A 26,952-nucleotide genomic window follows, 5' to 3' on the forward strand; every position below is an offset into this window, starting at 1 on the left:
ACCGAAGAACGATGTTTTGCGAGCACCGTTCCTGCTTGTCGGAGTGCGACCTTGAGCCCTGAGCAAAGCCCGTTGAACGACCGTTTGGCCAACGTCAACAAACGCATTCAGGCCGCCTGTGACCGGGTCGGCCGATCACCGGACGACGTTACCTTGGTGGCGGTCAGCAAAACCTGGCCGTTGACCGACCTGCAAGCTGCGGTCGCCGCCGGTGTGACCGACCTGGGCGAAAACTACGTTCAGGAAGCGGTCGACAAAGTGCAGCAATGGCAAGGTCCGGCGCCGGTCTGGCATTTTATTGGCCCGTTGCAGTCAAACAAAACACGGCCGGTGGCGGAGCACTTTGATTGGGTACACAGCATCGACCGCCTGAAAATCGCTCAGCGTCTTGCCGACCAGCGCCCGGACCATTTGCCACCGCTGAATGTCTGCATTCAGATCAACATCAGCCAGGATCCTGCCAAAGCGGGCATCGCTGCCGAAGCGCTGCCGAGCTTTGCCGACCAGATCCGCGCACTGCCTCGGCTGCGTCTGGGTGGCATCATGGCCATCACCGCGGCGGATCTGAACGAGAGCGAGCTGCGCCGCCAATTCAAAGAATTGAAAAGCCTCAGCGATACCCTTATTCAACAGCATCCCGATGCGACCGTTTTGTCCATGGGTATGAGCGCTGATTTCGAGGTCGCCATCGAGTGTGGCGCCACGCATGTCCGGGTCGGCAGCGCGATTTTTGGCCAACGCCACTATGCTGAGTAACAGCCACGATCACTAAGGCGCTGGATCGATCATCAATCCGCGTCACGGCCGCAAACACAATGAAGGAGACCAGAATGCAATCAGCCACCATCGGCTTTCTCGGTGCAGGCAATATGGCAGGCGCCATCATTAACGGCATGCTCGCCAGCGGTTTTGCCGCCGAACGCATTCAGATTTGCGACCGCAACGAACCCAAGCGCGCCGATTTTGAACGCAAAGGTCTCATCGCCACCGCCGACCCGGCCGAGCTGGTCGCCGCGTGCGACATCCTCGTGCTGGCAGTCAAGCCACAGGCATTGAAAGCCGTTATTGAGCCGTTAGCTTCAGCGTTTCAGGCGCGTCGTCCGTTAGTCGTCAGCGTTGCGGCTGGCGTGACCGAACACAGCATCAATCGCTGGCTGGGCGGAGATTTCGCCATCGTGCGCACCATGCCCAATACACCGTCACTGGTGATGACCGGTGCCACCGGTCTGTTCGCCAATGATCGAGTCAGCGCCGATGAACGTACTGCCGTGCAACACATTTTCGATGGTATTGGCGCGACACTATGGGTCGATAACGAAGACGAATTACACGCCGTGACCGCCACCAGTGGCAGCGCTCCGGCTTACTTTTTCCGCTTTATGGAAGCCATGCAAAAAGCCGCCGAACACCAAGGTCTGGACGCCGACAGCGCCCGCGCACTGATCGTTCAGACCGCCTTGGGAGCCGCCAAGCTGGTGCAGGAAACCGGTGAAATGCCTGCCGAACTGCGCCGTAAAGTGTGCTCACCCAATGGCACCACCGAACGCGCCATCCGCAGTTTTGAGGCTGACGACCTTGATGCGATGGTGGAGCGAGCCATGCAAGCTTGTCGTGTGCGCTCAATCGAATTATCCGAAGAACTGGCAGACTGAGCCTTACTCGTTGCCAACGACCGAATAAAAGGAGCCCGACACCGTGCTATCCGAAATCGCTGTGCTGATTCTGAAGACCGCCTTCAGTATTGTTTTAATTGCCCTGATCGCCCGCTTTCTGGCGCAAGTCGCCCGCGCCAATACCTACAATCCGCTGGCGCAGACCGTACTGAAGATCACCAACCCCTTTTTGCTGCCAGTGCGCCGTATCATTCCCGGTTTTGCCGGTCTCGATATCGCCGCCCTGGTGTGTGTCTGGCTGGGTCAGCTGGCGCTGGCGATGCTGATTATTCTGGTCAATGGCAATAACCCGGTACCGCACATCACCTCAATGGCTGTGCTTGCTCTGTTAGCCTTAGCCGGCCTACTGATGACGGTTCTGCAATGGAGCATGATCATCGTGGCCATTGGCAGCTGGATCAGCATGGGCCAGCAGAATCCAATGCTCAGTTTCTTGCAGGAACTGGTGGAGCCTTTTGTCGGCCCGTTCCGTCGTTTGAACCTGCAGATCGGCATGCTCGATTTGTCGTACATCATCGCCTTCCTGGTGTTGATCGTTCTGCGTGACTTTATTCTCGGCCGCTTAATCCTTCAGATGACGGGTATTCTCAGCAAAGATGGCATCGCTTATGCCACCGGCGGTTTCATGCCAGTGATTGGCCTGTAAATCATCACGACATGCCCGTGCGCCGACCGCGCCGATTGATTGAATAACGGGCTCGAATGAGCCCAACAGGACATCGCTTCATGCCCACAGAAATACCGGCCGACAGTGTCGGCCTGGTCGAACCCCAGACCGCCTTTTTTGACGAACCGTTGCCGCTGCGCTCCGGTCGTTCTTTGGCGTCTTACCAACTGGTTTATGAAACCTACGGCACGCTCAATGCGGAACGTTCCAATGCCATTCTGATCTGCCATGCGCTGTCGGGTCATCACCATGCCGCCGGTTTTCACAGTCGGGACGACCGCAAACCCGGCTGGTGGGATGCGTGCATCGGGCCGGGCAAAGCCATCGATACCAATCGTTATTTTGTGGTGTCGCTGAATAACCTGGGCGGTTGCCACGGCTCAACCGGCCCCACGGATATTGACCCGGAAACCGGTCGCCGTTACGGCCCGGACTTTCCGATTATGGCAGTGCGCGATTGGGTAAAAAGTCAGGCGCGTTTGGCCGACCGTCTGGGCATTCAGCAATGGCTGGCGGTCATCGGCGGCAGCCTGGGTGGCATGCAGGCGATGCGTTGGTCCATCGACTACCCCGAACGGATGCGCGGCTGTGCGGTCATTGCTTCGGCACCCAAATTATCGGCGCAGAACATTGCCTTTAATGAAGTAGCGCGTCAGGCCATTACCAGCGATCCGGATTTCCACGACGGTCATTATTACCAGCACGATACCTCACCGCGACGCGGACTGATGCTGGCACGGATGCTCGGTCATATTACTTATTTGTCAGAAAGCGGCATGCGTGAAAAATTCGGCCGCGAATTGCGCCAGGGGAAATTGCATTTCAGCTACGACGTCGATTTCGAAGTTGAATCCTATCTGCGTTATCAAGGCGAGAATTTTTCCGACAATTTCGATGCCAATACCTATTTGCTGATGACCAAGGCGCTCGATTATTACGATCCGGCGGGTGACCACGATGGCGATCTGGCGCGCTGTCTGTCACAAAGCCAGTGTCGCTTTTTGGTTACCTCCTTCAGCAGCGACTGGCGCTTCACACCCGCGCGCAGCGAAGAAATTGTGCGTGCCTTGGTGCGCGCGAAAAAGCCCGTCAGTTATCTGGAAATCGAAGCCGACCAGGGCCACGATTCGTTTCTGTTCCCGATCCCCGAATACGTGAAATTGCTGAGCGGTTTTCTGGCCTCACTGAGTACCGAAGGAGCGCCGGCATGAGTCAAATAGAACGGCCCGATTTTGATTTTATCGAACCCTGGATCGAACCCAACAGCCGGGTGCTCGATCTGGGTTGTGGTGATGGCGGTTTGCTGGCGATGCTGCGTGACAATAAAAATGTGCGCGGTTACGGCCTGGAAATCGATACCGATAACATTGTCGAATGCGTCGCGCGTGGCGTCGATGTCATTCATCAGGACCTTGATGCGGGCCTCGACAATTTCGACGACCAGAGTTTCGATACCGTCATCATGACGCAGTCGTTGCAACAAACGACCGCCCCCGATCGCATCGTCGAAGAGATGCTGCGCATTGGCCGCCAGGCGGTGGTGACCTTTCCGAACTTTGGTCATTGGACAACGCGGGCGTATCTGGGTTTTCGCGGCCGTATGCCGGTGTCGGAATCCTTGCCTTACGCCTGGTACGAAACACCCAACATTCACTTCTTTACCTTTCGCGATTTCGAAGTGCTGTGCCGTGAACGCGGCATAAAAATTCGCACCCGAGCGGTGGTGGATCGCAATCACCAGGCCAACTGGAAAATGCGTATGCTGCCAAACTTGCTCGGTGAAATTGCGCTCTACCACATCAGCCGGTGATCACTATGATTCGCTCACTTTTTTTCACTGCCCTGCTCAGCCTGCTCGCGGTCACGGCTGCGGCGGAGCAAAAAGTTGTCTTCAATGGCGACTACGAACTGCATTACATCGTCTTCAATTCAACGATGCTGCAGCCGGAGATCGCACGCCAATACAACCTGCCTCGCGCCGGTCGCAGCGCCATCGTTAACCTGTCGGTCTTACAGCAGCAGGACGACGGTGTGGCTTTGCCGGTCGAAGCGACGGTCAGCCTGAACGTGCGCGACCTGCTCGGCCAGCAACGCACCATTGAGCTGGATGTGGTGCGTGAGCAAAACGCCATCTATCACCTGGGCATTGTGCGCTTGCTCGACCGTGAAATGCTCTGGTTCGACATCACTGTCGAAATACCGGGCGAGCGCGACTACGAATTCAGCTTCAGCAAAGAAATGTGGGAGGAAGACGCATGAGCGCCTGGGTACTGGCTTCGGGTAACGCGGGCAAGCTGCGTGAATTCCGTCAGTTACTGGAACCTCTGTCGATCGACATCCAACCGCAAGGCGAACTGGGTGTCACCGACGCCGACGAAACCGGCCTGAGCTTTATCGAAAACGCCATTCTTAAAGCCCGCCATGCGGCCGCTGCGACCGGTCGACCCGCGCTCGCCGACGATTCCGGCCTGGAAGTGGATGCGTTAAACGGCAAGCCGGGCATTTATTCAGCGCGTTATGCGTTGCGCGCCGGTGGCGAGAAAAGCGACGCTGCCAACATCGAACGGCTGTTGCGCGAACTCGACGGCGTCGCTACCGAACACCGCACCGCTCGCTTTCAATGCGTGCTGGCGGTCATGCGCCACGCGACGGACCCAACCCCGCTGATCGTGCAGCGCAGCTGGGAAGGCCGCATTCTGGAAACGCCATCGGGCAGCGACGGTTTCGGTTACGATCCGGTGTTTTATGTGCCCGAGCTGGGCAAGACCGCCGCCGAACTCGACAAATCCACCAAGAACCAACGCTCGCATCGCGGCCAGGCGCTCGATGCCTTGTTGCCGTTACTGCGCGAACGCTTTGGTCTATGACCCAGGCTGCGACCTTGCCGCCACTGTCGGTCTATGTGCACGTGCCCTGGTGCGTGCGCAAATGCCCCTACTGCGATTTTAATTCCCACGCACTGGACCCAAGCGCCATTCCCGAAGCCGACTATTTAGCGCGCCTGATTGAAGATCTGGAACAGGACGCACCCTTGGCTCAGGGCCGCCCAGTGCATTCGGTGTTCTTTGGCGGCGGCACGCCAAGCCTGCTCAGCGCTGATACCATCGGCGCGATTCTTGAGGCACTGAGCCAAAAACTCGGTCTGGCTGACGATTGTGAAATCACCCTGGAAGCCAACCCCGGCACCATTGATGAGAGCCGCTTTATCGGATTGCGCGCTGCGGGCGTGAACCGGCTGTCGATCGGTGTGCAGAGTTTTCAGGCGCATCAGCTGGAACGGCTGGGCCGAATCCACGATCCCGATCAGGCGGTGCGCGCCATCGAACGTGCGCATCAGGCCGGCTTCGATAACGTCAATATCGACCTGATGCACGGCTTACCCGAGCAAAGCGAAGCCGAGGCACTGGCAGACCTGGATCGCGCCATTGCTTTGAAACCGACGCATCTGAGCTGGTACCAACTGACCATCGAACCCAACACCGAGTTCTACCGCCGCCCACCCGAGCTGCCGGTGGACGATACGCTCTGGGCCATCCAGGAAGCGGGCCAACAACGACTGCGCGACGCCGGTTTCGTTCAGTATGAAGTTTCCGCCTACGCCCGCGATGGCAAAACCTGCCAACACAATCTGAATTACTGGGGTTATGGTGATTATTTAGGCTTGGGGCCCGGTGCCCACGGGAAAATCACGCAGACCGATCCGTTCGAGATTCGCCGCACGCGCAAAACCCGACTGCCGAAAGATTATCTGGACCCGACGCGACTGCTGCTGCGCCAGGAAGAAAAGGTCAGCGCTGAAGACCGGCCATTCGATTATTTCATCAACAGCCTGCGATTGGTCGAGGGCATGCCATTGGCACATTTTGAGGTCGCCACTGGGCTCGATCGCGCTACACTGGAACCCACCCTGAGCCAATTGCAGCAGCAAAATTTATTGACCATCGAGGCCGGACGCTTGCGTACTACACCCCAAGGTTTTCTATACTTGAACAACATTCTTGCCGAGTGGCTGGCATGAGCACGTTAGCGCGCCACCTCTATTCGTTGCTGTTCTATCTAGTGACACCGGCGTTGCTGGTTCGTGTCTGGTTGCGCGGCCGCACCTTACCGGCTTACCGCAAACGTCTGGGCGAGCGCTTTGGTCACTGGCCCAAGGTGCCTGCGGGTGCGCTGTGGGTGCATTCGGTCAGCGTCGGCGAAACCATTGCCGCCAAACCCCTGATCGAACGCTGGCTGGAACGCCATCCGGACATGCCGGTTCTGGTCACAACTATGACACCAACCGGCTCAGAAACCGTGAAAGCGCAATTTGGCGACCGTGTTCATCACGCCTATTTACCCTGGGATTTGCCCCACGTACAACGACGCCTGCTCAAACGCCTGCAACCCCGAGCTTTGGTGATCATCGAAACCGAGTTGTGGCCCAATCTGCTGCACGCCTGTAAACAAGCCAACGTCCCTGTGCTGTTGGCCAATGGTCGGCTATCGCAACGCTCCTTGCGGGGTTATCAACGCCTGAACGCCCTGATCGGCCCCATGATGCGTCAGCTCGATGGTGTGGCGGCTCAATACGCACCGGACGCCGAACGCTTTGGCGAACTGGGCATCGACAGCAAGCGCATTGAAGTGACCGGTTCCATCAAATTCGATTTACCGCTGACCCCTGAATTGCACAGCCGCATCGACACCTATCGTCAGCAACTGTCGGGCCGGCCGGTCTGGGTGGCCGCCAGCACGCATGGCGGTGAAGAAGAAGTGCTTCTGAAAGTCCATCGCGATATCCGCGCCAAATTGCCCGACGCTTTGCTGATTCTGGTGCCCCGCCATCCCGACCGTTTTAACGCCGTCGCCGACCTGCTCGACCGCGACCGCTGGCGCTACAGCCGACGCTCACGCACGGAGCAACCGCGCAAAAATGACGCTGTTTTTCTGGGCGATACCTTAGGGGAATTACTGCTGTTTTATGGCGTGGCGCACGTCTCGGTGATCGGCAACACCTTCAACGAAGGCGGCGGTCACAACCCTATTGAACCGGCGGCGTTGGCCAAACCGATTCTGCTGGGTCCGAGCTTTTTTAACTTCCAATCCATCGTCGATGCCATGCTCAAAGAACACAGCCTGGTGACGGTCGAGCAAACGCATGAACTGACCCAGCGTCTGCTAGGTTTGCTGCAAAGCCAGGATTTACGCGACACCTATGGCCAGCGCGCCTATCTGTTCTTTCAGCAACAACAGGGCGCGCTGCGACGCTTGGAAAACTGGATCGAAAAACACCTGGATCTGGATTCAGACAGCGGTTCCAACAGCGCCTCGCGTGATATACGTCCGCTCAGCACCGGCCATTAACACTACGGCGACCGGTCCGGCCACTCAGCACACAGTGAAGCGCGTCTGGCGCGTAAGGTGATGCCAGTCATAGCGGTGTATGCAAAAAACGCAGCCACAAAAAAAGGCCGCCATGGCGACCTTTTATGAAATTGGGTAAACCGGTAATCGGTTTAGATGACTTCGACGTCAGAGGCCTGAGGACCTTTCTGACCTTCAGTGATGGTGAACTGAACGGCTTGGCCTTCAGCCAGAGTGCGGAAACCGTCACCCTTGATGGCGCTGAAGTGAACGAAAACGTCTTTGCCGCCTTCCACTTCAATAAAGCCGAAGCCTTTGGTTTCGTTAAACCATTTTACTTTGCCAGTCTGTACAGACATTGCTTTCTCCTGGAAAGAGGATGCGATGTATTTCGGACAGCGCTCGAGCCAGAGCAATTCCAGAAAGTCGCTGCCGGTAAAGATAACGTCTTACTTACGCGCAACCTGTTCAGGGAACTTCTCCAGAGAACTACAAAGTCTCACCGGGTCTTGCTTATAAGTATTGCGACAATCTTTTACAAAGCTCACTTTAGCGAAGCCGAATCGGATGTAAAGTACTTTTTGGCGCTTCGAAAAGCGGCCAAAGTCGCGTAACAGCGCCGTTCTCACCTGCTTTCTGAGCGTTGTTCGACAACTATCTGATATTGCTCGTTTTTTCACCAATCCCCGAATCGCGCCCGGCCCAACAGCAGCATGAGGACCGGGCGTGAATTTCTAATGACAGGCGAAAACCGGCGTCACCGTCAGTCCGATTTTTTCGCTCGCTGCTCGTTTTGCACCCGTTTAGCCATCTTGCTGAAGGCCTTATGACGCCGTCGCTGTTGCCAGTTGGTTTCACTGGCCTGCGCCGTTTCGCGCTGCAGTTTGTGATAAGAACGCAAGCGTCTGGCATCCAGTTCCCCCGAGGCCACAGCGGCTTCGATCGCGCAGCCGGCGTCGCCGTGATGCGCGCAATCGCCGAAGCGACATTGCTGCGCCAACGCTTCGATGTCATCGAACACCGCACTGACGCCGTCACTCGCTTCACCCAGGCGCAATTCACGCATGCCCGGCGTATCCATGATCCAGGCGCCCAGTGGCGTGCGTTCCATCTGCCGATGGGTCGTGGTGTGGCGGCCTTTAGCATCGTCTTCGCGAATGGCGGCGGTGGCAAAACGGGCCTCACCAATCAGGCTGTTGGTCAGCGTCGTTTTGCCAACACCGGACGAGCCTACCAGCGCCAGACTCTGACCGCGCATCAGCCAGGGAGACAAGGCATCCGACGCCCAGTCCTGACGGGCATCAAGGCACACCACCGGCAAATCCGAGCGCAGCGATTGCGCCTGATCTCGCAAGGCGTCGGCGTCATGGCTCAAATCCGCCTTGGTCAACACGATCACCGGGTCGACGCCAGCATCCAGCGCTAACGCCAGGTACCGTTCCAGGCGCGACAAATTAAAGTCGGCGTTGCAGGAGGCAACGATCAACAAAGTATCAAGGTTAGCCGCAATTAACTGAGGCTTTGGCTCAGTCCCCGAAGCCGTGCGGCGCAGCAGCGTCTGCCGTTCCAGCAATCGTAGCGGCTGACCCGTGTCGGCATCGAGCCAGAGCCAGTCACCCAGGGTCGGCCGATCTTCGGCCTCCGCGTGCCGAAAGGCACCGCTGATCATCCAGCTGTGCGCGCCCGTTTCATCGAGCCATTCCAGACGATCACGATGCACGGCCGTCACTCGCGCCGGTCGGCCACTGGACAGTTCATCGAGGGTCAGTTGTTGTTGAAATACCGGTCGCCAGCCGAGATCGGTCAGCGTTAATAACTCAGAATTCATGAGGGTTTCCCTTCACGGTGCCAGCATCAAACTGGCATGAACAGGTTACAACCCAGGCGCAGTCGCCCGGATCCATCCGATCCGATTCAGGGCAGGTAAAACTGGAGCGAAGGCTCCACAGGAAGAAGGAGTGCGCTCAGCCTCAACCTGCCACTGGGGCAAGCTCTACAAGGTTCAGGTTCATGAAAAACGCCTCCTCTTTGACGTGGGAACTGGCCGCAGCGCGACCGCTCGGCGCAGTTTGCCGCAGTCGCTACGTCCAATCAATAGGTGAGCGAATCGACACAGGCACTTCACGCAACAGCCACGAGAAATCTCAATCATGTTCGGCGCGAGTACCGCCGAAAGCCATCAAATCATAACCACAACCGTGGGGCGTGTACCTGTCCGCCGCGGCAGTACCCTTCATAGGTCATCCTGCTACACTCGGCAGTCTTCACCCACTGGGAGGGGACGTCTCCCCCCGCTATCGGAGTTTGTTTGGATGAAAGGAATACGTCGCTGTCTGTTGATGGCAAGCATCTTGTTGGCGGCCGCCCCGGCCTGGTCGTTTGATTTCTTTGGTCTGTTCGGCTCGGACGATGCCGATTTGGAACGGTTGCTCGCCAGTGCGCCTGCGGAAACCGCTTGGTTTACCGCCGGCCATTCCGATCTGGACAGCTACCGTTTCGTGCAAGGCGATCCCCTTTATCAAGGCACTCCTTTTAATGCCAATCAGGGTCCGTTGGAAGAGCTGTATGGGTTGGCGGAAGGCTCACCGGGGATGTCCCTGTTGGTCCGGATGTACGAAGACTTTATGGTTCAAATGAGTACCCAGGTCGATTTACCCAGCTATTACGGCATTGAAGTGGGCGACTACTACGCCTTTTATCTCGATGGTCTGATGCCGGTCGTGCGCATGGTCGTCAGTGACCCCCAAACCTTTGTGCAACGCTGGGAAGAGGCAGCAAATGACCTCGAAGCCACCGCCAAAACCCGCCAGATTGCTGGCCTTACTGTACAGCAATGGCGTTTGACACCGGTTCAGGACGACAACCAGATCAACCTGGCGTTAAGTCTCGATGGTGATATCGCTACCCTCACCCTGATCAACGAGTTCGACAGCGACGAGCGTCTGGCGCAACGGTTCGGCCGTGCCAACGCGGACGAATCGCTGCTCGATAGCGACACCTGGGACTCTCTGGGTAAAGAGTATGACTTCGATACTCTGATGCGCGGTTATGTCAGTCTGGCTGAAGTGTCCAAAGCGCTGTTGCACCCCCACACCAGCCTCATGGGCCGCGACCTGCAAGCGCTGATGCCAAGCCAAATGGCTGACCTGAATGCCTCAATCAGCGCCAACTGCGCCGATGAATGGCAAGGCCTGGCGCAGAGCGTTCCGCGTCTGGTGTATGGCATTGAAGACGTGGATGTCAGCGCCGACCGCATCGTGCAAAGCCTGCGCTTTATCCTGGAAATGAATAACCAGAACGTGACCACCGAACTGGCCAAACTGCCCGGGTCACTGCCGGCCTACAGCGCCGATGCCAGCGACAAAATTTTTGCCGTGGCCGCGGGTATCGACCTGAATGCCTTATCACCCGTCATTACCGCCTTGTGGACCGAGTTCTCCAACGCCCGTTTTACCTGCCCGGAACTGGTGGAAATGCAGACCGCACTGCGCAACGGCTTGAATCCGTCCTTTGCCGGCATGATCAACGGGGTGTTGCCTGGCTTTAAAGGTCTGGGTATGGCTGCTTTCAATCTCGAGCCCGACCCTCAATCTCCGACGGGCCTCAGCGGCTCTGCTCTGGTCAGTGCCAGCGCAGACGATCCGGTTAACTTGGCGAACACCCTGCGCGCCAGTGCCGCAGCGTTCTACCCCATTCCGCAAATCCCCACCAATGGTGACCCGGTGGCGGTGCCGATGCCGTTCTGGCCGCAACCGATTTATCTGGCGATCAAAGGTTCGCATCTGGTGGCTTACACCGGTGAAGCGGCCGCACAAGCCGCCGACGATCTCACCGATGAACCCCTGAATCGGAATGGCACCCTCGCCGGTGCGATCAACATGCCGCGTTTCGGCGACGCCATGATCGATGCCATGCCGTACTTTGAACTGCCCATTCAAGGTGACTGTGAAGCCAGCTATTTGTCGATGCTGGCCTTCAGCGATTTACCGGTCGAATACACCTATCGAGAAACCTATACCGAACGTGGCTGGGAAGCCGTGATGAACGGGAAGATTGAAAAAGTCGCCAGTGAGGACTATCAAATCGAACCCGGTCAGTACCAAACCTCTGTCCTCGGCGGCGACTGCCAGTGGTATCCCGACGGCACCGAAACCTTATCCGCCGATGGCAGCGGTCATTATGTGCAAATCGATGAGCAGCAACAATGCGAGCTCTACACGCTGGATTACCAATGGCGCCAGAACGGCAATCAGCTGCTGCAAGACAGCGAATCCGGACAAAGCCGGGATCGCTGTGGCCAGTCGTTATCGTCCGTTGAAGTAGAAGATTACCAATGCACCATCCTCGGCATGAGTGAAGACGGTTTCTACTGCCTCTACGATGCCGGTCTCGACACAGAAATGCTGATGTACTATCGCCGCTGAGTGTCACGTTCAACACGAAAAGCCCCGTTAAAACGGGGCTTTTTTTTGAGCGCGAAAAGACCACAAAGTTACCCACAGAAGCCGTGGACAAGGCTGTGCACAACCTCGGGAGAACTGAGCTCAGCCCCGCTGCACACCCCCCTTTTGAAAACCGTTAAAAAACAAACAGTTAATCGGAGGTTGGCGCGAACGTCACGGTGCTGCCATCGGCGCACAAAATGCTTACCTCACGCGCCGCGCCCTGCTCGTCCAGCCACAGCTGACCCAGCGCGGAACAATTGACCAGAGCACGGCCGTTTTGCCCTTGTGGCAAGCGCGTGCGGATCGACATACGCCGCCGCTTGGTCAGCCAGTTCAGCGGTGATTTCCGGCCATAGAGCCAGCGGTTTAATCGGTCAAACCCGGGCAGCAGAGAATGGGGAAACTCGTTCTTCAGACCGCTGCAGGTGATCTGGGTAATCACCGGTTTGTGCTTGCGCCGACGTAACACCACGTCGTAAACAAAGGAATAATGCACATCGCCACTGAGAATCATAAAGTGGCCCGGCGTTTTACGGTGGCGAAAGATGTTCAGCATAATGTTGGCGGCCCCGCGATGCGCCATCCAGTTTTCCGCATCCACCATCAACGCCTGTCCAAAATAGGTGAACACCCGCTGCACGGTTTCGATCAACTTCACGCCATACACCGGCGCGGCGGATACCATCACCACCGAGTCATGATTCATCAATTCCTGCTGCAATTCGCTCAACGCTTCCCAGTCGAGCAAGCCCGATGGCCGGCTCGGACGTTTTTCCGAAGGCCAGCGATGCGTTCGGGTATCGAGCACCACCAGCTTGGGTTCGGTATCCAGACAGTAATGCCAGTGCTCCCACTGCAACAGTCGGTCAATCAAGGTGTTATGCGCCTGATCGCGCTGTTCAATGCTCACGCCATTGGCAAAGCATTCCGGCACAGCCTCATCGAACAACGGCGCCATCCGCTGCGGTGCGTTACCCCACCCCTGGCACAACAGATAACCAATGATGGCGTTGCCAATAATGCGCCGCGCAAACGGATGACCGTAAGCGGCTTCCTCCCAGGCCTGGGTCAGGTTCCAGTCATCGGTGACGTCATGATCGTCAAAAATCATATAGGTTGGCAGATGCGCCAAGGCCCGTTGCACGGCGGGTAGCGTCTCGACGAATTCGTCCAATGCCTCGCGCTCACGCTGATAATCCTGCGCAAATTCATCGTCGATTGCCGGGGCCTCCAACGACAGTTTCGACCAGGCTAGTGGCGACCAGACCAATACATACATGGCGAGAATTTCCGCCAGGCTCACCAGATGATTGCGCGCTGAGGCATCGGTAAAAATCGGTTTGCGCACACCGGTAAAAAACGCTTCCAATAATTTGCGATTGTCTTTATCGCGCGGCAGCAATTCTGCACGCCGATAATAAAAGTCGGTGTTGCCGTGCAAGTCGGCACTGTTACTCAGTGATCCGCCTTGCCAATGCTCATCAACCAACCCTAAGGCTTCGATTAATTGATGAATCACATTGAGCATGGGGCCTGCCACATCGTCGGCGTATATTTGGTCGCCGGTCAGCATCAGTAAGGCGGGCCGTTGTTCGGGCGTATCCAGCGTATCGGCCAGAACATCATCGGCGCGTGCCAGTGCATCTTTGGACGGGTAATGCGGTTTGCGACAGGAACCGTGGAGCAAGTAATCAAGACGAGGACGACGTACCACCGTTGGCCGTTCTTCACCGTCATACAGCAAATCCGGCATCAACTGAGCCAGGTTGTATTCCTCCTCGCCCTGTTGCAGCCAGAGGTCGTAGCCAAAGCGTTGATCGACCGGTAACGCCTGCACCAGTTCCATCGAAATCAGATTGATCCAGGCATGTTCACCCACCCGCACCGACTGGCAACAATCGGTCAAATCAAACCGCGCAACCGGCTCACCCTCACAGTGCACTTCAGCACGACCCACCGGTGGCTGAGTGGTCACCAGCCACAACACCAATTGCTGAGCGTCCAATCGCCGTACCTGAGGTCCTACCAATAACAACGGCCAGTCATCGATTTTCTGGTTCGCCAACGTACTGCTCCCTTTCCTTCGATTCATCAGTGTCGACCAGCATACAGACAAGCGTCATCGATTGGTCATTCAACTGTCACAGCCTTTGGCAAAACTACGGCATTGCTATCGCTTCGCCCATCCCAACGAAAAAAATACAGGACCTTCGACAATGCACACTCCGCATGATGAAAATAATAAGCCGGTCGAATTCGACCGACTGATCGACCACGCCATCAGCCGCCGTAACCTGATCAAAGCAGGCAGTGCTGCTGGTGCCACGGCCTTCCTGGGCGGTGTTGCGCCCCTGGCCATGGCCGTTTCCGAAGCCACCACATTGATGAGCTTCGACAACATTCCCACCAGCACCGCCGACGATATTTCTCTGCCGCCGGGTTACCGTTATGAAGTGCTGATGTCCTGGGGTGACCCGGTACTGAAAGGCGCTCCGAACTTCGCTCGCGACAACACCGCTGACGATCAAGCCGGCCAGTTCGGTGACAACACCGACGGCATGGAACTGTTCCACCTGACCGACCGCAACGGCAATATGGACCCGGATCGCGCAGTTCTCGCCGTGAACAACGAGTACCTGAACGACGAATATTTCTACACCCACGGTGAAGCCGCCAAGACCGCCGAAGACGTACAGAAAGGCCTGAACGCCCATGGTGTGACCGTCGTCGAATTGCAGCGCAAGCGCAATGGCAACTGGGAATACAAAAAAGGTTCCGACTACAACCGTCGCCTGCACGGTAATGCCGAATTCGAATTAACCGGTCCCGTGGCTGGCACCGATTATGTGAAAACCTCTGCCGATGCGTCCGGTCGTCGCGTCTTCGGTACCTTCAACAACTGTGGCGCCGGTCGTACGCCCTGGGGCACTTACATGACCTGCGAAGAAAACTTCAACGGTTATTTTGGTGCGCCTGAAGGCACCAACCTGAGCGATGCCCATAAGCGGTATGGTCTGAGCGAAAACGGCTCGGGCTACAACTGGTGGCAGCACGAAAGCCGCTTCAACCTGGCGCAAGAACCGAACGAACCGAACCGCTTTGGCTGGATCGTCGAAATCGATCCGACCGATCCCACCTCAACGCCGAAAAAACGCACCGCCATGGGCCGTTTCAAACACGAAAATGCGGCCATGACCATCAACAGCGATGGCCGTGCTGTGGTCTATATGGGCGATGATGAGCGCGGCGAATTCATCTACAAATTTGTCTCACGCGGCACTTACAACCCCGACGATCGCGCCGCCAATATGCGTTTGCTCGAAGAGGGTGATCTGTACGTTGCCAAGTTCAACGAAGACGGCAGCGGCCAATGGATTGAACTGCGTTATAGCGTGAATGGTCTGAATCAGGCCAACGGCTTTGCCGATCAGGCCGACGTTCTGGTTCGCGCCCGTGCAGCGGCGACCCTGGTCGGTGCCACCACCATGGATCGTCCGGAATGGGTAGCCTGCCACCCGTCATCACCGATGGTGTTCTGCACCCTGACCAACAATAAAAACCGCGGCGTTTACGACAACCAGCCGGTCGGTGGCCCGAACCCGCGTGCGGAAAACCACTATGGTCAAATCGTGCGCTGGATGCCGGAAAACCGCGATCACACCTCCGACCGTTTTGGCTGGGATCTGTACGCCGTAGCCGGTAACCCGGCGGTCAAATCCGGCGCCTACGCCGGCAGTGACAACATCACCGAAGAGAACATGTTCAACAGCCCCGACGGTCTGCGTTTCGACGACTTCGGTCGCCTGTGGATTCAGACCGACGGCAACTATTCCAACGAAGGCGACTTCGCCGGTCAGGGCAATAACCAGATGCTGTGCGGCGACCCGGTCACTGGTCATATCCGCCGCTTTATGGTCGGCCCGCAAGGCTGTGAAATTACCGGTCTGAGCTTCTCCAACGACCACCGTGTTGCTCTGGTAGGCATTCAGCATCCGGGTAACGCCTGGCCTAATGCCGGCCGTGACGGCGTACCGCGCTCGTCGATTGTGGCGGTTTACCGCGAAGATGGCGGCGTCATCGGCGCCTGATTGAGTTAACCATAAGAATCGGACTCTCCAACCTCCAACCGTTAAAGCCCCCTTTATGGGGGCTTTTTTTAGGGTTGAAAAACGTCAGCTGAGCTTTGAAAAATCCACCTCGGGCAAGGCTTCAAAGACCGGGCGGGCAAAGTAATAACCCTGAAACAAATCGATACCCAGATCGCGCAAAAAATTAAATTCGGCTTCGGTCTCCACGCCTTCCGCCAGCGTGCGACAACCCAGTTCCTGCAACATGGCGTGAGTGGAACGCACTATGATCTGGCGCTTGGTATCCAGCTCAATACCACGCACCAACCCCATGTCCAGTTTCACAATATCCGGCTGTACTTTGGCCAGCAAGTTCAAGCCCGCATAACCGTCGCCATAATCGTCCAGCGCCGTTTTAAAACCCTGGTGCTGATAGTGCTGCAAAATGTTGACCAGATGATTCTGATCCACCACCCGCTCCACTTCGGTTATTTCAAACAGAATGCGCTCAATCGGGAAATCATTTTCCCGCGCCGCTTCCAAGGTGGTGCGAATGCACAGCTCGGGCCGGTATACCGCATTGGGTAAGAAATTGATACTGAGAATGCCATCCAGCCCCAATTGCGCGGCCAAGGTGATGGCTTTAACGCGGCAGGCTTGGTCAAAACGGTAGCGGTTGTCATCGCTGACACGCTCAATAATGCTGCCCGCTGATTCACCGTTCAGGCCGCGCACCAGCGCTTCGTAACCGAAGACTGTTTTCTTGCGGGTACAAACAATCGGCTGAAACGCCATGGAAAAATCGAAACCGAGCAAGTCGGCAGAGCGGCACTCCTGACAGGCCAACTCGCGAAAATCGACAGGTTTGTTCATAGCAGAAGGTGTCAACACTGTTTTGCTTCAGTGTAGACGGCGGGGGCTGGGCATGCACCCCCGCCGAAGGGTTCTTTACTGTTGCGAGCGGAACGCCCAGCCGGTCATACGCTGCTCAATGAGCACGAAGATGGCGTACATCACCACCCCTTCAAAGGCTAGCGCCAGCAAGCCAGCGAACACCAAAGGCACTTCGAAATTGGCCTGCGCCATCAACATCATATGGCCGAGACCGGAGTTGGCGGCGACGGTTTCGGAAATCACCGAACCAACGAACGCCAGCGTAATCGCCACCTTCAATGAACCAAAGAAATGCGGCATGGCGCCGGGCAAACCGACTTTTAACAAGCGGTCGATTTTCGACGCCCCCAAGGCGCGTAAGACGTCGTCCATTTCCGGTTCGGTGGTGGCTAAACCAGTGGCGACGTTGACCACAATGGGGAAAAACGAAATCAAAAAAGCGGTTAAAATGGCCGGTACCGTACCGATCCCAAACCAGAGTACCAGAATGGGCACCAGCGCCACTTTCGGCACGGAATTAAAGCCCACCATCAGCGGATACAAACCGCGATACAAACGCCGCGACCAACCAATGGCAATGCCCAGAATCAAACCGAACACCACCGCCAGGCCGAAACCTGCGGCGGTGGTCCACAAGGTCTGAATGGAATTAACGACAATGGCACGCTGAAACTCGATACCGGTTTGCACAATCACCGAAGGCGGTGGCAGAAAATACACCGGAATGTTGCTCACACGGCAGATCAGCTCCCACAGTACGAAGAAGGCAACCGTTACCCAGAACGACATCGCTTCTTCACGGCCCAGCCAGCCAAACAGACGCTGACCCCAAGATCGTTTCGACGTTGCACTGCTCATGAAGACGCCTCCTGCAAAGAGCCAATACTGCTGCTGCCATCTTCGGCGCGGGCGCTGCGAATGTGTTCACGCAGCTCATGTACGGCGCTGACAAATTCCGGTTGATAGCGGCTGTCCAGCGTACGCGGGCGCTCGAAATCGATATCGCGTTTGACGATGATTTTGCCCGGGCGGGCGCTCATCACATAGACGGTATTCGACAGATAAACCGCTTCGGTCAGATCGTGCGTCACCAACACGACGGTAAACTTCTGCTGCTGCCACAAGGCTTGCAGCACGTTCCATAATTCTTCACGGGTAAAGGCATCGAGGGCGCCAAAAGGCTCGTCGAGTAACAACAATTTGGGCTCGTGAATCAGCGCGCGACACAACGACGCCCGCTGACGCATACCGCCGGACAACTGCCAGGGGTATTTGTCACCCATGCCTTTCAGGCCGACAGCGGCCAGTAATTCTTCACCGCGACGACGATATTGCGCACGGCGTTTGCGAAAATCTTTTTTCGTCGCCGGTGCCACTTCCAACGGCAACAGCACATTTTCCAGGGTGGTGCGCCAAGGCAACATGATGGCATTTTGAAACGCCATGCCGACCTGAGCACGAGGCCCATTAACGGGTTCGCCATCCAGCATCACACTGCCTTCCTGGGGAATCAGCAACCCGGAGAGCAATTTCATAAAGGTCGATTTACCGCAGCCACTGGGTCCGACGATGGCAGCGAAGTCACCTTCTTCGACCTTAAGGTCGATGCCGTCGAGCACCAGTTGGGTATCGTCCATACCGCCGTAACCCAAACGCAGCGATTGAATGTCGATAAAACTCATAATGGGCCTATGTGTTTACACGGTGAGTATTGTTGTCGAGGTGTTGCAAGCAAAAACCCCGGCACAGCGGCCGGGGTTTGAGGTAACGCTTAGGGCGCAACCATCCGCTCTTCCATGGCGGGCAGGAATTCGTCGGTGAAGATGTCATCGACGCTCGGCTTATTGCTGTACTCGTACGTCAAACCGATTTGATCGATGGCACTGGCCATGCGGTCTTCATCGATATCACCCATGCCGTTTTCCAACACGTAGTCGGTCAGGATGTTATCGGCGATGGTCATTTGCAGACGTTCCAGCTCAACCGCTTCACGCGCAACGGTGTTGTGCTGCAGCACGTACTGAACCGCCGCTTCCGGATCAGCAATGGTGTCGCGCCAGCCGCGCAGGGTGGCACGGATAAAGGCTTCTACCGCTTCCGGGTTTTCCTCAGCAAAGCTCGGGTTGACGATGATGGCGTTGCCGTACAGGTCGAGACCGTAGTCGCTCATCAGCATCACCACGATGTCGTCTTCCGGTGTGCCTTTGGATTTCAGGTTAATGTAGGACGAGAACGAAAAGCCGGTGATGGCATCGACATCGCCCTGCGCCAACATCGGTTCACGCACCGGGAAGCCGACGTTATCGATGGTGACACTGTCTGCATCAATATCGTTCGCCTGCACAAAAATCGGCCACTGAGCATAGGCACCATCGGTGGCCGGAGCACCCAGCGTTTTACCTTCCAGATCCTGCGGCGTTTCCACACCCAGGCTGCGACGCGCAACGATGGCGAATGGCGGCGCATCGTAGGTCATCATGATCGCTTTGACCGGAACATCAGAGCTGTTCTGGTCGCGGAATTTAATCAGGGAGTTCACATCGGCGAAACCCAGCTGGTAAGTCCCAGAGGCAACGCGCGGAATGGCTTCCAGGGAGCCGGAGCCGGAATCGATGCTGACGTTGAGTCCTTCATCTTCGTAATAGCCACGTTCCATGGCCATCAGGTAAGGCGCTGCTGGGCCTTCGAATTTCCAGTCGAGCGCAAAATCAATGTCGGTTGCACTGGCACCGGCTGCAGCCATCAGGCCGGCCAGGCCGCTGAGCCAAGTCCGCTTATTCATGGTAGATCCCCTCATTAGCATCGGTTGTCGTTATGGCGATCGATGCACTGCAAGGGGTAGGCCAGTTTGTTAACAATGTGAACAAATGATCGATTTCACTGCATTAGAGAAACATTTGTTTCATCGTCACCCCAAGTTTCGTGCCTTTTAACAAAACCCGCACAGACAGCCCTGCACCATAAGTGACACACTTCACATACTGGCGCTCTGTTATGGGGCGCTGTACAGTCATTATTCGCGGTGTCGCTTCCAAACGCCTAAGTGTCGCTTCCTGATACGGACCCGTTCACAACGGCACGGCTTTCGCATTCAAGCTATTCCCAGCCTAAGCCGATGACCTACTCACCGGCCGCTACTGTTTTGAGCCCATACGAATGAAAAAACTCTCCCTGACGTTGAAGATAAGCGCACTGGTTTCGGCCCTCATCCTGGCCTTACTGGTGCTCGCCGTTCTCTTCATCTCTAGTTTCAATACCGTTATTTCCAACAGCGAGAAGGATGCTCAGCTGCGTCGACTTAGTGAGAACCTGACTCAGGGATGGGAGACCCTGAATCAGCAATACAACACGGTCACCGAACTGGGGCCTCAGTATTTCGCCAGTGCCATTACTGAAGAAGAACTTCAGGCCGCCATCAATGCGGCGGACGCCACCGAAGCCCAGTTGCGTCAGAGCGTTGAGCAATTAAGCCCCGACCTGATTCGCAGCTGGGATTCGGTGATGATGAGCCAGACCGACCAGTCGCTGGGCGCCTTGGCGACGCAATTCAACAGCGGCCTGGATCAATTGGAAGTCGCCTCAGAAAATGCCGCCACCGCCTGGCTTGGCAAGGCCGCCTGGAACGAGCGCAACGCCATTAAAGCCGCCATGGCTGAAGCTCTGGCACCAGTCGATGCCGTCATTAATCAGATCTCCAGCCAGTACAGCCAGTTGGTCGACTTGCGTTCGGCCAAACTGATTGCTTCTCAGCAGGCCACGGTGCGCGTGCTCATTGCGGCCTTGGCGGTGTTGATTGGTATTGCGGTGGTGGCCGCCGTCTGGACCCTGCGCAAGATCAAACGAGACCTGAAATCCATCGTGCAGGCGACTCAGCGTCTGGCCAGCGGCGATCTCAGCCAGCGCATCGAAGCGCGTGAAGATGGCGATGAAGTGGATGAAGTGATGCTTGCCGTGTCCCAGATGAACACCAAGCTGTCGGACATCGTCGGTTCTGTGATTGAACTGTCGGAACACCTGAAACGCTCCGCCGACGACATCATGGCCGATACCGAAACCCGGTTCCGCGACGCCGAAAACCAACAGCAAAAAATGCACGAACTGGCCACGGCCATTGATGAATTGCACACCGCTTCGGGTCAGGTATCGGAAGCTGCCAGTCAATCGATGTCGGTGTCCGAAGACGCCAAAGAAGCCGCCGACAGTGGCTTTCAGACGGTGCAGCACACCATCAGCGCCATTCAGACATTGGCCACCGAGATTGAGCAATCGGTCAGTGTGATTGAAAAGCTCGACGGCCAGGCTGAAAACATCACCACCATCATCACCTCCATTCAGGCCATTGCCGAACAGACCAACCTGCTGGCATTGAACGCGGCCATCGAGGCGGCACGCGCGGGCGAACAGGGTCGTGGTTTTGCAGTGGTGGCCGATGAGGTGCGCAAACTGGCGCATCGTACGCAGGAATCGACCGAGGAAATTCAACAGACGCTGGAAGAGTTACGCACCGGCAGTCGTGAAGCGGTGACGGTGATCGGCGACAGCCACGCCAAATCGATGGCCACGGTCGATACCGTCGGCGAAGCCGGTCGCATCATTGAGCAATTTGTCGGGGCCGTGGATCAGATTAAAGACTGGACGCTGCAGACATCGGCCGCTGCCGAAGAGCAGGCGGCCACCTTAAATGGCATTTCGGAAACCGTCAGCGACGTAAACCGCATCAGTGAAGACAACGCCAAACGCGCCCGCGTTTCGCTCGGTTCCACCGAAACACTGAACGCGCTCAGCCAGGATCTATTGCAGTCGGTTTCCTTCTTCCGCTTGCAATAAGCCAACCCGGCTAACCGTCATCGGGCTTAAGTTGCAGTGCCGTCCGCCGCTATTTCAATCCGGTTGCGGCCGGCCGCCTTGGCCCGATACAGCAGTTGATCCGCCCGCATCAGCGCATCGCTTAAATCTTCTTCCGGTTTAAAATCCGTCACCCCAAAACTGATGGTCACGGATCGGTCTTGCTTCATAAAATGCTGCTGCGGCATGGACTGATGCAGGCGCTGCAAAATCATCTGCGCCTGGTCCAGCGTGGTGCTGGCAAAAACAATGACAAACTCTTCACCGCCCCAGCGGCATACCAAATCTTCTTCGCGCACCTGATCCAGTAAAAAGGCCGCCACACCGCGCAACACCTCATCGCCCACATCATGGCCCAGCTCATCATTGATCGGTTTAAAGTTATCGATATCGCCCAGTGCAATCACACTGCAGGCCCCGGTCCGGCGTGCTTGAGCGCGCCAGGGATGCAGAAATTCACGCAAGTAACGACGGTTATAGAGTTGCGTCAGTTCATCCCGCGTCGCCAGCTCGACCAGATCGCGACGCTGGCGCTCAAACTGGCGACGAATCATCACCACCGCCAAAATCAGCGGCGCTGCCGCCAGCAACACATTGAGTCCGTACAACCAGCGTGCCCAGAGGGTAAAGCCACCGACGTAACGCGGCTCGGGAAACACCAGATTCAACGTCAGAAATAGAACGATGCAGGCAAACCCCGTCAGGCTCGCCCAGAGTACATGCAGTCTTGAATTGACGATGGCCAGACAGGTGGTTGGCCAAAGATAAAACTGAAAACCGAATTCCAGGCCCAGAAAATACACCGCGGCAATGGAGTAACCGCACAGTTCGGTACAGCCCAGCACCAGGGCCATCAGATGCTCACCACGCGCATTGGCGACAATGGCCGCACTCCACAACAAAGCGCTGATGGCGCTGAAGCCAATCATCGGCCAGAGCTGGTAGGAGTGATACACCCCAATTAACAGCAGATGCACGACCAGCGAGAACAGACTCGACACCTGAATAGCGACAAATTCCAAATAATGGTCTTTGGAAACTCGGTGGGGTTTTTGAAACGTCAGAAACCGGGTTAAACGGTTATCCGATGAAGCGGCATCCATGAGTAAGCGACAATCCAGGCTGTCTGACTAAAACCCCAGTATAGCAAGGCTGCCGCCCGGGGCGACCTTTGAAATGCGGCCAATGACTGTCCGTTTGGGTGCACGCCCAGGCTAGCGATACCGACTTCGACCCCCTACAGTAAGCGCTTGGCGTTCCACACCGGCAACAACAGGAGCCTGACCATGCTTACCGACGACTGGGCCATCGATGTTAAAGGCCTGCGCAAACACTTTGGCAATACCCCGGCGGTGCAGGAATTGGACCTGCAAGTGAGAAGAGGCAGCGTTTTCGGACTGCTCGGGCCGAACGGTGCCGGCAAAACAACGACGGTGCGCATGCTCGCCACCTTGCTGCAACCGGACGCTGGTCACGCCCGCGTATTAGGGCTCGACCTATTGAAAGACAGTCAGGCCATTCGTCAGCGCATCAGTCTGACCGGCCAATTTGCGTCGGTGGACGAAGACCTCAGCGGTCGTGAAAACCTGCGTTTATTAGCGCGTCTGCTGGGTTTTAAAGGCGATGCGGGACGAACCCGCACCGATACATTGCTGGCCAGCTTCGATCTGCTGGACGCCGCCGACAAAGAAGTGAAGCACTATTCCGGAGGCATGCGTCGCCGACTCGATATCGCCGCCTCGCTGATCGTGCCGCCGGAATTGTTGTTCCTCGATGAACCCACCACCGGACTGGACCCGCGCTCGCGCAACCAAGTCTGGGACATCGTCCGCGCACTGGCCGAGGCCGGCACCACCGTGTTGCTGACCACCCAATACCTGGAAGAAGCCGACCAGTTAGCCGAACGCATTGCAGTGATCGACCACGGCCGGGTCATCGCCGAAGGCACCAGCAGTGAACTGAAACAAACCGTGGGCTCGGGCATTTTGCGCGTGCGTTTAGCCGATGCATCCCAACGCCCGGCCGCTGGCGAGTGGCTCAGCCAGCAATTGCAGGCCAGTGTCAGTTTCGACACCGAACCGGCGTCACTGAGTGTGCCCTGCGCCGACACCGCGTTGGCCAGCCAGATGCTGCAAGGCCTTACGGATCAGGGGTTTGTGCTCGCCAGTTTTGGACTGGGCCAACCCAGCCTCGATGAGGTGTTTCTGGCGCTGACCGGCCAGCCTTCCGAGGCTGAAACCACAGAGGATTTGTCCGCATGAGCGAGTCGTTGAATCAAAACACCATCGATGCACCCAACAGTCCCATCCAGCCGGACCTGCACCGGCTGATGCAACAGAGCGCGCCACCCTTGCCCGGCACGCTGTCGAACCTGTCGACCTTTGCTTGGCGCGCCTTGCTGAAAATCAAACACGTCCCGGAACAGCTGTTCGATGTGCTGATTACACCGATCATGTTCACGGTGATGTTCACCTTTCTGTTCGGCGGCGCACTGGCCGGGTCACCGCAGGAATATCTGGTGTTCTTGCTGCCTGGCATTCTGGCGCAGACGGTGGTGTTTACCACCATCTACACCGGCGTGACCTTAAACACCGACATCAGCAAAGGCATCTACGACCGGTTTAAATCGATGCCGATCTGGCGGGCGTCGCCGCTGGTCGGCGCCATGGCGGGCGATGTGATTCGCTACACCGGCTCGTCGGTGATCGTCTTTGCCATCGGCCTGTTGCTGGGCTATCGCCCGGAAGGTGGGGTGTTCTCGGTGGTGCTGGCCATTGTGTTGCTGAACCTCTTCGCCTTTGGCAGCGGCTGGGTGTTCACCACCCTCGGTTTGCTGCTGCGCACACCCGGCGCGGTGATGACTCTGAGCTGGGCGGTGCTGATGCCGGTCACCTTTGCGTCCAACATCTTCGTCGATCCCGCCACCATGCCCGACTGGTTGCAGGCCGCAATCGGCGTGAATCCAGTGGCGCACCTGGTGACCGCGTTGCGCGACATTCTCGCCGGTCAGCCAAGCTGGTCCGGCATTGCTCTGTCGTTGCTGGCGCCCGCTGTATTAACCGCCATCTTCGGCCCGTTAACCATGGTGCTGTATCAGCGCCAGCGCTGAGAGGGTTCAGTCCAGCGGCGTCGTCAGCCGCTGATGTAACCAGGCCGCAATGTCACGAATTTCGGCCATATCGACCGAGTGCTGCATCGGGTAGGTGTGGTACTCCACCGAATAACCGCGCGACTTGAGTATCTCAACGGCCTTGCTGCCGAGGGTTTCCGGCACCACCGGGTCGAGCATGCCGTGGCAGGCCAGCACCGGAATGTTTTTATTGGCATCACTGCTGCGATTGGTCTCGGCGGTGGCGAAATAGGTCGACAAGGTCATCAATCCGCCCAACGGCTCCGGATGACGCAAAGCCGCCTCATAAGCCACCGCTCCGCCCTGAGAAAAACCCGCGATGATGATGCGTCGGCTGTCGATGCCCCGTTCCCGCTCGCGGGCGATAAAGGCATCGACCGCATCGGCCGAGGCTTCCAGTTGGTCAGTGTCGATGGTGCGATCAATATCGATGGCGGTGATGTCGTACCAGGCGGGCATGTGCATGCCACCGTTGACCGTTACCGGAATGGACGGCGCGTGCGGGAAGATGAAACGCACCGCCAGATCGTCCAGTTGCAGCTCGGGTACGATGGGTTCGAAATCGTGGCCATCGGCGCCCAGGCCATGTAGCCAAATCACCGTGGCGGTGGGTTCCGGACGGGTTTGCAATTCGACGGCAGGTAAAAGTGCCATGGTCTACCTTCAACATTCAGACTGTATGAGGGAGTATAAAGATTGCCGCAGTGCGCGCCGAGCCTAATCCACTCGTCGCGATGGTACGTATTGTTTCGACCACTTCATCCCAAGGAGAAGTTTATGAAACCGCTGCAGTTACTCGTTGCCGTCTTTACGCTCTCAATGGCCGTTGTCGTCAGCGCCCGTGCTGAGGTCACCGGCAGCCACTACGACTACACCATCAATGGTGCTGCCTATCAGGGTTATGTCGCCCACAACAGCAACCTGGACGAAAGCCGGGGCACGGTGTTGATCATTCACGACTGGGATGGTCTGACCGACTACGAAGAACGCCGCGCTGATATGCTCGCCAGCCTGGGTTACACCGCCTTCGCCATTGACGTTTATGGCCGCGACAATCGCCCGACGTCGATGCAGGAAAACCAGCAGCGCTCTGGCGAAATGTACGCTGACCGCGCCGCGTTTCAGCGTCGTCTGACCGCAGCGCTGGATGCCGTGGATGACATTCCCGGCGGCACTGATAACGTCGTCGTCATCGGTTACTGCTTCGGTGGTGCGGGCGTGCTGGAACTGGCGCGCACCGGGGCCGAAACAGAAGGGTTTGTTTCCTTCCATGGCGGACTGGGTTTGCCCGAAGGCCAGGACTACAACGACGTTGCCGCCCCCATTCTGATTCAACACGGCTCAGCCGACCCGGTTTCCGGCATGAGCGACGTTGCGGCTTTGCTCGATGCGTTACAGGCCGCTGGCGTTGAACACAATGCCCAGATTCACGGTGGTGCCCGCCACTCTTTCACCGTCTATGGCAGTGGCGACTATGACCTCGATGCCGACCGCGCTTCGTGGCAGGCACTGACCGCCTTTTTAGAGGAACGTTTGGACTGATCCATCTCGCTTTTCCCTCTCCGCTCCGGAGAGGGAAAACCACTCAACGATCGAACACGTCCGGATTCACCAGATTGTGTTTGCCGACGTTCAAAATATCCCGCTCGCCACACAGCGCCATCGAGATGTCCAATTCCTTGTGCAGAATGTTCAGCACATCCGTCACACCCTGTTCGCCCGCCGCCCCCAGACCGTACAAAAACGCCCGGCCGATGTAGGTGCTTTTGGCACCCAAGGCGATGGCTTTTAAAATCTGCTGGCCGGTGCGAATGCCTCCGTCAAAATGCACTTCAATGTCGTTGCCAACCGCATCCAGTATCGCCGGTAAGGCTTCGATGCTCGA

25 protein-coding genes are annotated in these 26,952 nt (G+C 57.0%); 15 read left to right on the forward strand and 10 right to left on the reverse strand.

The window, feature by feature from the left end; genetic code table 11:
* Positions 1-51: 51 nt before the first annotated feature.
* The 9 genes from BGP77_RS02415 to waaA all read left to right on the forward strand — a co-directional run bounded on the left by BGP77_RS02415 (position 52) and on the right by waaA (position 7,686).
* Entirely contained in the window at positions 52-756 is a 705-nt protein-coding gene (locus BGP77_RS02415; protein ID WP_233252279.1) for a YggS family pyridoxal phosphate-dependent enzyme, read from the forward strand.
* 74 nt (positions 757-830) lie between these two features.
* Positions 831-1,652, forward strand: coding sequence for a pyrroline-5-carboxylate reductase (proC, locus tag BGP77_RS02420; RefSeq protein ID WP_108163148.1), 822 nt, complete (start codon positions 831-833; stop codon positions 1,650-1,652).
* Between the two features lie 43 nt (positions 1,653-1,695).
* The gene (locus BGP77_RS02425) at positions 1,696-2,319 is read left to right on the forward strand and encodes a YggT family protein (RefSeq protein ID WP_108163149.1); all 624 of its coding nucleotides are present in this window, start codon (positions 1,696-1,698) and stop codon (positions 2,317-2,319) included.
* Positions 2,320-2,399: 80 nt separating this feature from the next.
* Positions 2,400-3,551 carry a homoserine O-acetyltransferase gene (locus BGP77_RS02430; RefSeq protein ID WP_108163150.1) on the forward strand — a complete coding sequence of 384 codons (1,152 nt, stop codon included), beginning with the start codon at positions 2,400-2,402 and terminating at the stop codon, positions 3,549-3,551.
* Positions 3,548-4,150 carry a methionine biosynthesis protein MetW gene (gene metW, locus BGP77_RS02435; protein WP_108163151.1) on the forward strand — a complete coding sequence of 201 codons (603 nt, stop codon included), beginning with the start codon at positions 3,548-3,550 and terminating at the stop codon, positions 4,148-4,150. The genes BGP77_RS02430 and metW overlap by 4 nt, the downstream gene beginning before the upstream one ends.
* Positions 4,151-4,155: 5 nt before the next feature.
* Positions 4,156-4,599 (forward strand): DUF4426 domain-containing protein, encoded by a 444-nt coding sequence (locus BGP77_RS02440; RefSeq protein WP_108163152.1) that lies wholly within the window; start codon positions 4,156-4,158, stop codon positions 4,597-4,599.
* A complete protein-coding gene (gene rdgB, locus BGP77_RS02445) occupies positions 4,596-5,207 on the forward strand; it encodes an RdgB/HAM1 family non-canonical purine NTP pyrophosphatase (RefSeq protein WP_108163153.1) in 612 nt (203 codons plus the stop codon). Before BGP77_RS02440 ends, rdgB begins: the two co-directional genes overlap by 4 nt.
* A complete protein-coding gene (gene hemW / locus BGP77_RS02450; RefSeq protein WP_108163154.1) occupies positions 5,204-6,358 on the forward strand; it encodes a radical SAM family heme chaperone HemW in 1,155 nt (384 codons plus the stop codon). The genes rdgB and hemW overlap by 4 nt, the downstream gene beginning before the upstream one ends.
* The gene (gene waaA, locus BGP77_RS02455) at positions 6,355-7,686 is read left to right on the forward strand and encodes a lipid IV(A) 3-deoxy-D-manno-octulosonic acid transferase (RefSeq protein ID WP_108163155.1); all 1,332 of its coding nucleotides are present in this window, start codon (positions 6,355-6,357) and stop codon (positions 7,684-7,686) included. Before hemW ends, waaA begins: the two co-directional genes overlap by 4 nt.
* A gap of 152 nt (positions 7,687-7,838) precedes the next feature.
* Here the strand turns inward: waaA and BGP77_RS02460 are convergent, their stop codons facing one another.
* Both BGP77_RS02460 and rsgA read right to left on the reverse strand, forming a co-directional pair.
* Complete coding sequence (locus BGP77_RS02460) at positions 7,839-8,045, reverse strand: cold-shock protein (protein ID WP_108126131.1); 207 nt, start codon at positions 8,043-8,045, stop codon at positions 7,839-7,841.
* A 404-nt stretch (positions 8,046-8,449) separates the two neighbouring features.
* On the reverse strand, positions 8,450-9,514 hold the full coding sequence (gene rsgA / locus BGP77_RS02465; RefSeq protein ID WP_108163156.1) for a ribosome small subunit-dependent GTPase A: 1,065 nt from the start codon (positions 9,512-9,514) through the stop codon (positions 8,450-8,452).
* 484 nt (positions 9,515-9,998) lie between these two features.
* Here rsgA and BGP77_RS02470 point away from each other — a divergent pair, with 484 nt between their 5' ends.
* Entirely contained in the window at positions 9,999-12,110 is a 2,112-nt protein-coding gene (locus BGP77_RS02470) for a hypothetical protein (RefSeq protein WP_146171165.1), read from the forward strand.
* A gap of 169 nt (positions 12,111-12,279) precedes the next feature.
* Here the strand turns inward: BGP77_RS02470 and BGP77_RS02475 are convergent, their stop codons facing one another.
* Positions 12,280-14,196 carry an alkaline phosphatase family protein gene (locus tag BGP77_RS02475; protein ID WP_233252280.1) on the reverse strand — a complete coding sequence of 639 codons (1,917 nt, stop codon included), beginning with the start codon at positions 14,194-14,196 and terminating at the stop codon, positions 12,280-12,282.
* A 151-nt stretch (positions 14,197-14,347) separates the two neighbouring features.
* Here BGP77_RS02475 and BGP77_RS02480 point away from each other — a divergent pair, with 151 nt between their 5' ends.
* Positions 14,348-16,219, forward strand: a complete 1,872-nt coding sequence (locus BGP77_RS02480) for a PhoX family phosphatase (RefSeq protein ID WP_108163159.1) — start codon at positions 14,348-14,350, stop codon at positions 16,217-16,219.
* Positions 16,220-16,303: 84 nt separating this feature from the next.
* Here BGP77_RS02480 and BGP77_RS02485 read toward each other — a convergent pair whose 3' ends face one another.
* From BGP77_RS02485 to BGP77_RS02500, 4 genes are all read right to left on the reverse strand, one after another.
* A complete protein-coding gene (locus tag BGP77_RS02485) occupies positions 16,304-17,071 on the reverse strand; it encodes an EAL domain-containing protein (protein WP_108163160.1) in 768 nt (255 codons plus the stop codon).
* Positions 17,072-17,146: 75 nt separating this feature from the next.
* Entirely contained in the window at positions 17,147-17,950 is an 804-nt protein-coding gene (locus BGP77_RS02490; RefSeq protein WP_108163161.1) for an ABC transporter permease, read from the reverse strand.
* On the reverse strand, positions 17,947-18,774 hold the full coding sequence (locus BGP77_RS02495) for an ABC transporter ATP-binding protein (RefSeq protein WP_108163162.1): 828 nt from the start codon (positions 18,772-18,774) through the stop codon (positions 17,947-17,949). The genes BGP77_RS02490 and BGP77_RS02495 overlap by 4 nt, the downstream gene beginning before the upstream one ends.
* 89 nt (positions 18,775-18,863) lie before the next feature.
* Complete coding sequence (locus BGP77_RS02500) at positions 18,864-19,874, reverse strand: ABC transporter substrate-binding protein (RefSeq protein WP_108163163.1); 1,011 nt, start codon at positions 19,872-19,874, stop codon at positions 18,864-18,866.
* A 374-nt stretch (positions 19,875-20,248) separates the two neighbouring features.
* Here BGP77_RS02500 and BGP77_RS02505 point away from each other — a divergent pair, with 374 nt between their 5' ends.
* Positions 20,249-21,919, forward strand: a complete 1,671-nt coding sequence (locus tag BGP77_RS02505) for a methyl-accepting chemotaxis protein (protein WP_108163164.1) — start codon at positions 20,249-20,251, stop codon at positions 21,917-21,919.
* A 26-nt stretch (positions 21,920-21,945) separates the two neighbouring features.
* On the opposite strand, the gene BGP77_RS02510 is transcribed toward BGP77_RS02505, so the two are convergent.
* Entirely contained in the window at positions 21,946-23,040 is a 1,095-nt protein-coding gene (locus BGP77_RS02510; RefSeq protein ID WP_108163165.1) for a GGDEF domain-containing protein, read from the reverse strand.
* A gap of 183 nt (positions 23,041-23,223) precedes the next feature.
* On the opposite strand from BGP77_RS02510, the gene BGP77_RS02515 reads away from it, so the two are divergent.
* A complete protein-coding gene (locus tag BGP77_RS02515; RefSeq protein ID WP_108163166.1) occupies positions 23,224-24,198 on the forward strand; it encodes an ATP-binding cassette domain-containing protein in 975 nt (324 codons plus the stop codon).
* Positions 24,195-25,046: an ABC transporter permease gene (locus tag BGP77_RS02520; RefSeq protein WP_199224173.1), complete on the forward strand. Its 852-nt coding sequence runs from the start codon at positions 24,195-24,197 to the stop codon at positions 25,044-25,046. The genes BGP77_RS02515 and BGP77_RS02520 overlap by 4 nt, the downstream gene beginning before the upstream one ends.
* Positions 25,047-25,052: 6 nt before the next feature.
* Here BGP77_RS02520 and BGP77_RS02525 read toward each other — a convergent pair whose 3' ends face one another.
* The gene (locus BGP77_RS02525; protein WP_108163167.1) at positions 25,053-25,721 is read right to left on the reverse strand and encodes an alpha/beta hydrolase; all 669 of its coding nucleotides are present in this window, start codon (positions 25,719-25,721) and stop codon (positions 25,053-25,055) included.
* A gap of 123 nt (positions 25,722-25,844) precedes the next feature.
* Between BGP77_RS02525 and BGP77_RS02530 the strand changes: the two genes are divergently transcribed.
* Positions 25,845-26,609 (forward strand): dienelactone hydrolase family protein, encoded by a 765-nt coding sequence (locus BGP77_RS02530; RefSeq protein WP_108163168.1) that lies wholly within the window; start codon positions 25,845-25,847, stop codon positions 26,607-26,609.
* A gap of 43 nt (positions 26,610-26,652) precedes the next feature.
* Here the strand turns inward: BGP77_RS02530 and BGP77_RS02535 are convergent.
* Positions 26,653-26,952, reverse strand: a 300-nt coding sequence (locus BGP77_RS02535; protein ID WP_199224174.1) for an alpha-hydroxy-acid oxidizing protein, incomplete at its 5' end; no start/stop codon positions are given.

The sequence above is a fragment of the Saccharospirillum sp. MSK14-1 genome (assembly GCF_003054965.1).
In the GTDB taxonomy this organism is placed as follows: Bacteria; Pseudomonadota; Gammaproteobacteria; order Pseudomonadales; family Natronospirillaceae; genus Saccharospirillum.

What these genes read in the sequence shown, in the direction of transcription:
- BGP77_RS02515 (WP_108163166.1), top strand. Translation starts at nt 23,224, where the DNA reads ATGCTTACCGACGACTGGGCCATCGATGTTAAAGGCCTGCGCAAACAC.
- BGP77_RS02505 (WP_108163164.1), top strand. Translation starts at nt 20,249, where the DNA reads ATGAAAAAACTCTCCCTGACGTTGAAGATAAGCGCACTGGTTTCGGCC.
- BGP77_RS02480 (WP_108163159.1), top strand. Translation starts at nt 14,348, where the DNA reads ATGCACACTCCGCATGATGAAAATAATAAGCCGGTCGAATTCGACCGA.
- BGP77_RS02530 (WP_108163168.1), top strand. Translation starts at nt 25,845, where the DNA reads ATGAAACCGCTGCAGTTACTCGTTGCCGTCTTTACGCTCTCAATGGCC.
- BGP77_RS02510 (WP_108163165.1), bottom strand. Translation starts at nt 23,040, where the DNA reads ATGGATGCCGCTTCATCGGATAACCGTTTAACCCGGTTTCTGACGTTT.
- BGP77_RS02485 (WP_108163160.1), bottom strand. Translation starts at nt 17,071, where the DNA reads ATGAACAAACCTGTCGATTTTCGCGAGTTGGCCTGTCAGGAGTGCCGC.
- BGP77_RS02470 (WP_146171165.1), top strand. Translation starts at nt 9,999, where the DNA reads ATGAAAGGAATACGTCGCTGTCTGTTGATGGCAAGCATCTTGTTGGCG.
- rsgA (WP_108163156.1), bottom strand. Translation starts at nt 9,514, where the DNA reads ATGAATTCTGAGTTATTAACGCTGACCGATCTCGGCTGGCGACCGGTA.
- BGP77_RS02525 (WP_108163167.1), bottom strand. Translation starts at nt 25,721, where the DNA reads ATGGCACTTTTACCTGCCGTCGAATTGCAAACCCGTCCGGAACCCACC.
- rdgB (WP_108163153.1), top strand. Translation starts at nt 4,596, where the DNA reads ATGAGCGCCTGGGTACTGGCTTCGGGTAACGCGGGCAAGCTGCGTGAA.
- BGP77_RS02440 (WP_108163152.1), top strand. Translation starts at nt 4,156, where the DNA reads ATGATTCGCTCACTTTTTTTCACTGCCCTGCTCAGCCTGCTCGCGGTC.
- metW (WP_108163151.1), top strand. Translation starts at nt 3,548, where the DNA reads ATGAGTCAAATAGAACGGCCCGATTTTGATTTTATCGAACCCTGGATC.
- BGP77_RS02500 (WP_108163163.1), bottom strand. Translation starts at nt 19,874, where the DNA reads ATGAATAAGCGGACTTGGCTCAGCGGCCTGGCCGGCCTGATGGCTGCA.
- BGP77_RS02430 (WP_108163150.1), top strand. Translation starts at nt 2,400, where the DNA reads ATGCCCACAGAAATACCGGCCGACAGTGTCGGCCTGGTCGAACCCCAG.
- BGP77_RS02490 (WP_108163161.1), bottom strand. Translation starts at nt 17,950, where the DNA reads ATGAGCAGTGCAACGTCGAAACGATCTTGGGGTCAGCGTCTGTTTGGC.
- BGP77_RS02495 (WP_108163162.1), bottom strand. Translation starts at nt 18,774, where the DNA reads ATGAGTTTTATCGACATTCAATCGCTGCGTTTGGGTTACGGCGGTATG.
- waaA (WP_108163155.1), top strand. Translation starts at nt 6,355, where the DNA reads ATGAGCACGTTAGCGCGCCACCTCTATTCGTTGCTGTTCTATCTAGTG.
- proC (WP_108163148.1), top strand. Translation starts at nt 831, where the DNA reads ATGCAATCAGCCACCATCGGCTTTCTCGGTGCAGGCAATATGGCAGGC.
- BGP77_RS02520 (WP_199224173.1), top strand. Translation starts at nt 24,195, where the DNA reads ATGAGCGAGTCGTTGAATCAAAACACCATCGATGCACCCAACAGTCCC.
- BGP77_RS02460 (WP_108126131.1), bottom strand. Translation starts at nt 8,045, where the DNA reads ATGTCTGTACAGACTGGCAAAGTAAAATGGTTTAACGAAACCAAAGGC.
- hemW (WP_108163154.1), top strand. Translation starts at nt 5,204, where the DNA reads ATGACCCAGGCTGCGACCTTGCCGCCACTGTCGGTCTATGTGCACGTG.